At 30.1% G+C, this 239-nt stretch carries 1 protein-coding gene; it reads right to left on the bottom strand.

All coding sequences use genetic code 11. The features are described from left to right. The coding region (locus ACQP6G_RS20900; protein WP_429767248.1) for a trypsin-like serine peptidase at positions 1-239 on the bottom strand (239 nt) is incomplete at both ends.

Here is a 239-nt window from a genome sequence, read left to right on the forward strand (position 1 = left end):
TTTACAACCCCCTCAATGAAAATCCCAGCATTTTCTTCTATTTCTATATATACTCCTTTATGAATAGCAAAAACTGTTTGCTCTCCTGAAAGCACTATTGGACTTCCTGATGAGCCATCTTTTGTTTTACTATTATGAATAAATATATTATCATTTTCGGGATATATACCTAATATCATTCCTTTACTATAGGAAAGTTCGCCACCTTTTGGATATTGGATTATTTCTATATTTTTTTT

The organism is Isoptericola nanjingensis (assembly GCF_050311635.1).
Lineage (GTDB): Bacteria > Actinomycetota > Actinomycetes > Actinomycetales > Cellulomonadaceae > Isoptericola > Isoptericola nanjingensis.